The organism is Streptomyces sp. col6 (genome assembly GCF_008042035.1).
In the GTDB taxonomy this organism is placed as follows: Bacteria; Actinomycetota; Actinomycetes; order Streptomycetales; family Streptomycetaceae; genus Streptomyces.
Window position 1 is genome coordinate 1 of sequence record NZ_RDBL01000055.1, and the last position, 4752, is coordinate 4752.

Genomic DNA, 4752 nt, shown 5'->3' on the forward strand with positions numbered 1-4752 from the left:
GGGGGATGTGGGGGCGGGAAGCGACTGGAGTGTTCCAGACCCGGCGGGCTCCGCGTAAGACCCTTGCAGTGTGCACGGAATGACGCCGGGCGGAACAATCGGCGAACCTACCCGCCGCTACCGCGTTCATTCCCCCGGAAGCTCGACGGACCGCCTGCTTCGGTCAGGCCTGTGAGGTACTCGCGGAGGTCACCCGCACACCACCGCCGCGTGGGGCGGACCGCCGTCACGTCGCGCTCCGTTCGCTGACCAGCCGCAGGTCGCGGACCACCGCCCGCTGGTGCGCGGCGGCGACCACGCCCTGCGTGCGTCCGGGGCGGCCCTTGCGCAGGAGTACGCGCCAGCGCTCGGGGCTCCAGTCGGCCGGGGTGGTCGTGCTGATGAAGTCGTCGACGAGGGCGCAGAAGCGGTCCGGGTCGGCGTGGAAGGGGAAGTGGCCGGCGCCCTCGAAGATCTCCAGGCGGCTGCCCGGCATCGCGGCGTGGGCGCGATGGGCGTGGCGGACGGGGACGACGCTGTCGCGGGAGCCCCAGACGAGCTGGGTGGGCATGCCGGCGGCGAGGTAACAGCGGTCGAGCATGGTGATCATCTGGCCCTTCCAGTCGACCACCGAGCGCAGCGTGGCGATGAACGCGGCGCGGGACGTGGCGTCGGGCAGGGCGTCGACGACGTTCAGCATCTCCCCGGCGTCCTGGCCCAGGTCCGTGTCCAGGAGCTTCATCAGGCCGGTGATCAGGCCCATCTGGCCGCGCATGCCGGGGAGGCTGAGCAGGGAGAGCAGCAGGTCGGCGCCGGGGAGCGACACCGCGCGCAGCACCTTGGTGACCTCGCGGCCCACCCCGCCTGCGCTGACCAGGATGAGGCGGTCGGTGTGCTCGGGGAACTGGTAGGCGAACTGCATGGCGACGCCGCCGCCCAGGGAGTGGCCGATCAGGGTGACGCGGTCGACGCCCAGGACGCCCAGGAGGTCGCGTATGCCGTTCGCGTAGGCGGCGACCGAGTAGTCGGCGCGCGGCTTGTCGGAGGCGCCGTGGCCGAGGAGGTCGGGAGCGATGACCGTGTGGTTGCGGGCCAGTACGGGGATCAGGTGTTCCCAGGTCGCGGAGGAGCCGCCGATGCCGTGGATGAGCAGGATCGCCGGGCCGCGTCCGGCGATCCGGTAGGCGCGGCGGTATCCGTGCACGGTGTGGAACCTGAGGCGCACCGTCGCCTCGGCCGGCGGCTGCGGCGGGCTGGTCTGCGTGGGCAGGTACTGCGCGGGTGCTGCGGAGCTGAGCACGAGATCGCCTCCCGTTTTTACCGGCTCATGTGGCTCATGCGGTGAGACTTCCGAACCTCCTCCACCTCAGCGCATTTCCACTAGGTTCCGGACGGAGCGGGGGCGGCGACCGGGGTGGAGCAGGTGTGCCGGGCCCCCTCGCCCGGCGGCGGGAGGAGCGTGGAGGTGTACGTTCCGCCCGGTCCGACGCCGTCGGCGGCCATGCGGTCGTAGTCGGCGAGGATCAGGTCCTTCGTGCGGTAACCCCCGTACCGCGCCTCGTCCTTGCGCCGGACGATGGGGAAGGTGTCCAGGATGTGACCGGCGTCCGCGCGGCCGATTCCGTAGAGGTGGAGGAGGAGCGCGTCGAGTTCGGCGCGGATCCGGCCCCGGCGGGACTCGTCCCAGCGGAACGGTGCTCCCGTGTCTCCGAGGTCGGCGGCGAAGGGGCTCATGTCGTGCGCGGTGTAGGTGAGTTCCAGGACGCGCGGGATCAGGAAGTCCATGTGGCGGCGGACGGTTTCGGGCGCCGGTACGGGGAGCTGGCGGATGTAGAAGAAGCTGAGGTTGAGCCCGGCGGCCTTCTGGCGGGTGAGGTAGTCATAGACGAAGGAGTTGAAGTGGGCCACGAGCGCGACGGTGTCCCGTGAGGTCCTGGTGCGCAGCAGGAAGACGGAGTCGCCGATCGCGGCGCGCGGCAGGATCGCGGAGATCATGGTGCGCTGGTTGGTGGGGCTGCTGATGCGGAGGAAGGCGAGCCAGCCGGGCGGGGCGTCGGGCGGGGTGTCGGCCCGGTCCACCCAGTTGCCGGGTACGGCGAGGCGGGATGCGGAGGTCCAGGCGTCGGCCGTCAGGTAGGCGGGCTGGTTCTGGCGTTTGACGGCGGTGGCGCTCTTCACGACGTCGGCCGCGCGGTGGTTGTAGGCGTCGACCATCTTCGCCTCGTACAGCGGCAGCATGGCCCGGTCCCCGTGGACGAAGGTGTTCGCCGACGGCTGCCAGCCGGTGGCCGTCAGCTCCTCGCGGGTGCGGAAGCGGTGCGAGTCGTTGGCCATGTGGAGCATCGTTGCGAAGGTGACGCCCCACGGGTTGCGGCCCGGATCGCCCTCCTCGACCAGGACGGGGACCCGCTCGTAGACGCCGAGGGTGATCTCGGCGTCGCGGCGGGAGCGGAAGACGGGGCAGGTGCCCGTGTTGGGGTTGAGGAGGGTGATCTCCTCGGGTGTGAGGGTGAACGCCTTTCCCTCGTGGCGCACTTCGGCCGGATCGCGGAGGAAGAAGGCGAACCTCGCGGCCGGTTCGCGCACGGCGCTCCCGGTCACGGACAGGATGCTGAACTTGAACGAGCGGTGGACGTCCGGGAAGACGGGCGCCGCGTTCTCGAAGTCGTAGAGGGCTGCCAGCGCGCCCGTGAGCACCAGGTCCTTGAAGAAGTACTGGGTCGTGGCGTCCGTGGCGATGCCCGTGGGCACGATGACGCCCATCCGGCCGCGCGGGCCGGTCAGCGCACGGCCCGCCTCGGCGAAGACGGCGTACGTGTTGATGTCGCCGCGCCCGGTGAGCTGGTAGCGCCCGCTGTCGCGCAGGAAGTGACTCGCGCCCTCGGCCCGGCGCTTGGCCGCCTCGAACCCGGCGTGCAGTGCGGCGCGGTCCGGGTCCTCCTTCAGCGCGGCGATCAGGCGTTTGCGGGCGGCGGCGGTTTTCGCGGCGGCGATCTCCGGGTCGTGCTGGGCGAAGAACTCCTGCTCCTGGAGCTTGATGCGCTCCCACGGCGGGTTGCCCAGGACGCAGTCGAAGCCGCCGGCGCCGGGGCCGTCGGGGAACACCTCGGGGAATTCCAGGTGCCAGTGGAAGAACCCGTATTTCTTCCGCAGCCGCGCGATCTCCTCGTGTGTGGCCCGGGGCGCGTCCCGCAGGTTGCGGAGGACCGCGTCGGTCACCGGCGGCGGAGCGTCCGCCGTCCTCCTCCACAGGAACGCGGCGCACCAGGCGTCGGCGACGTGCCGCGCGTGCCCGTCGTCCGCCGGCCGGTCCACCTCGCCGCACAAGGCGGCCCGCTCGGCCCTGTTGCGCCTCTTCAGGGCCTTGGCGGACCCCCGGTCGTCGCTTCCCGCGGGCCGGAACGCCGCGTCGGGGATGCCGTGCCGCAGCAGGCCGGGCGTGGCGCCGATCAGGGCGTTGCCGTGTTTGACGCGGGTGTCCGGGAAGCCCAGCGGCCGGCCCGGTTCCAGGATTTCCAGCCACAGCGACACCTTGGCCAGTTCGACCGCCATCGGGTTGAGGTCGACGCCGTGGACACAGCGGGCGACGACCTCGTGGAGGGCTTCGCGGACCGCTTCCGGGGCGGGTACGGCGGTGCGGGTCCGTACGGCGGCGACCCGTGCGGCGATACGGCGTGCCGCCGCCACCAGGAAGTGGCCGGAGCCGCACGCGGGGTCGCACACCGTGAGCGAGAGCAGTTCCCGGACGACCGCCTCGGACGGATCGGCGGCGGCCGTCGCGGTGGCCGCCCTCTCACCGCGTGCGACGGCGGCGTCCAGCACCGGGTCCAGCGTGGTGTCGAGCAGGCACTCGACGAGCGCGGACGGGGTGTAGTAGGAGCCGGTCGTCCTCCGGGTGTTGCCGGGCAGCCCGACCAGTGCGAACGTCCGGTCCGCCGCGTCGATCCGGGGGGCGAGCTGGAGGAGCGATTCGTAGACGGAGCCCAGTTCCCCGGCCTCCGGGCCGCGGTGACCGACCGTACGGGAGCGGCGCGTGCCCGGGTCCGGAGCCTGGGTGAGGTGGCGCACCGCGGTCAGCAGGTGCGCGTCGGACAGGGCCAGGCCGTGCAGCGGGGCGTCGGCCTCCGTGGCGTCGAAGATGCCGCCGAGACCGGGCAGGCCGAGATCGGGGCGGCCGTCGGCGTTTCCGAGGGCGTCCAGCACGGTCCGCAGGGCCGCGTACAGCTCCCCGTGCTCCGGGCCGCGCCGCTCCCCGTCCTCCGGGCCGTGCTGCTCGCGGGCGAGGGCGCGCAGGCGGGCCGGCGAGAAGTGCGCCGCGTACCGCTCCCTGGCGTGGTCGCTCGCGTCAGGGAGCAGCAGGGCGTCGCGGTCCTCGGCGACGAAGACGACCAGGAGGCGGTAGACAAGACGCAGCAGCGCGTCGTACAGGGCGTGGGCGTCGGCGGTCTCGCGCAGGACCGCGTTGGCGGGGTGGCGCAGGAAGCCGGTACCCAGGGTGATGAGGGCGGCGCGCACGCCCTGGCGGAGCCGGTCCGCGCGGGGCCCGCCCGGCGTCCGGGTCCGGCTGCTGGCGGTGACGGACATCAGGCGGACTTCCCGGCGGAGTCGGTGGGAGGCGGGCGGGTGCGCGGGGAGGCCGGTCGAGCAGGGGCCGGCCCTCGCCGGGCCCGGAAAGCCTATACGCGGGGCCGGAAGACCGCTCGCCCCCGGCCGGCCAACGGCGTTGGCTATCCTGACCAGCGTTCCAGGTGCGATTCACGGGCGGCCGGGGCC

Annotated in this window: 2 protein-coding genes; both read right to left on the minus strand. The window is 72.8% G+C overall.

The window, feature by feature from the left end; all coding sequences use genetic code 11:
- Window positions 1-226: 226 nt before the first annotated feature.
- On the minus strand, window positions 227-1249 hold the full coding sequence (locus EAO73_RS35170; protein ID WP_191134348.1) for an alpha/beta fold hydrolase: 1023 nt from the start codon (window positions 1247-1249) through the stop codon (window positions 227-229).
- Between the two features lie 110 nt (window positions 1250-1359).
- A complete protein-coding gene (locus tag EAO73_RS35175; RefSeq protein ID WP_147975597.1) occupies window positions 1360-4563 on the minus strand; it encodes an Eco57I restriction-modification methylase domain-containing protein in 3204 nt (1067 codons plus the stop codon).
- Window positions 4564-4752 lie beyond the last annotated feature (189 nt).